A 748-nucleotide genomic window follows, 5' to 3' on the forward strand; every position below is an offset into this window, starting at 1 on the left:
ATCGGGAAGACAGGATTCGAACCTGCGACACCTTGGTCCCAAACCAAGTACTCTACCAAGCTGAGCTACTTCCCGAGTTAAATAGAAAAATGCACCCTAGAGGAGTCGAACCTCTAACCGCCTGATTCGTAGTCAGGTACTCTATCCAGTTGAGCTAAGGGTGCTCATTAGTTTATGCCGAGGACCGGAATCGAACCGGTACGATCGTTACCAATCGCAGGATTTTAAGTCCTGTGCGTCTGCCAGTTCCGCCACCCCGGCCTCTCTAAGCGAACGACGGGATTCGAACCCGCGACCCCCACCTTGGCAAGGTGGTGTTCTACCACTGAACTACGTTCGCACTGTTTTCTTCTATCTAAAAATGCCGGCTACATGACTTGAACACGCGACCCTCTGATTACAAATCAGATGCTCTACCAACTGAGCTAAGCCGGCTCATTTATTATATCTTAATGCGGGTTAAGGGACTTGAACCCCCACGCCGTTAAGCGCCAGATCCTAAATCTGGTGCGTCTGCCAATTCCGCCAAACCCGCATATATGACCCGTACTGGGCTCGAACCAGTGACCCATTGATTAAAAGTCAATTGCTCTACCAACTGAGCTAACGAGTCTAAAATAACTTCCGTTATTCTAACGGTCCCGACGGGAATCGAACCCGCGATCTTCGCCGTGACAGGGCGACGTGATAACCGCTACACTACGGGACCTATGGGAGTTAACGGGATCGAACCGCTGACCCTCTGCTT

At 50.9% G+C, this 748-nt stretch carries 8 tRNA genes; all 8 read right to left on the reverse strand.

The window, feature by feature from the left end:
• Nucleotide 1: 1 nt before the first annotated feature.
• Nucleotides 2-75 (reverse strand) — tRNA-Pro (locus JQ843_RS05700).
• Between the two features lie 15 nt (nt 76-90).
• Nucleotides 91-164, reverse strand: a tRNA-Arg gene (locus JQ843_RS05705).
• Nucleotides 165-175: 11 nt separating this feature from the next.
• Nucleotides 176-261: transfer RNA gene (locus JQ843_RS05710), tRNA-Leu, on the reverse strand.
• A gap of 7 nt (nt 262-268) precedes the next feature.
• A tRNA-Gly gene (locus tag JQ843_RS05715) sits at nt 269-340 on the reverse strand.
• Nucleotides 341-362: 22 nt separating this feature from the next.
• Nucleotides 363-435, reverse strand: a tRNA-Thr gene (locus JQ843_RS05720).
• Nucleotides 436-453: 18 nt separating this feature from the next.
• A tRNA-Leu gene (locus JQ843_RS05725) sits at nt 454-535 on the reverse strand.
• 5 nt (nt 536-540) lie between these two features.
• Nucleotides 541-613, reverse strand: a tRNA-Lys gene (locus tag JQ843_RS05730).
• A gap of 23 nt (nt 614-636) precedes the next feature.
• A tRNA-Asp gene (locus JQ843_RS05735) sits at nt 637-709 on the reverse strand.
• Nucleotides 710-748: the final 39 nt, after the last annotated feature.

The sequence above is a fragment of the Streptococcus mitis genome, from assembly GCF_905187495.1.
Lineage (GTDB): Bacteria > Bacillota > Bacilli > Lactobacillales > Streptococcaceae > Streptococcus > Streptococcus mitis_CU.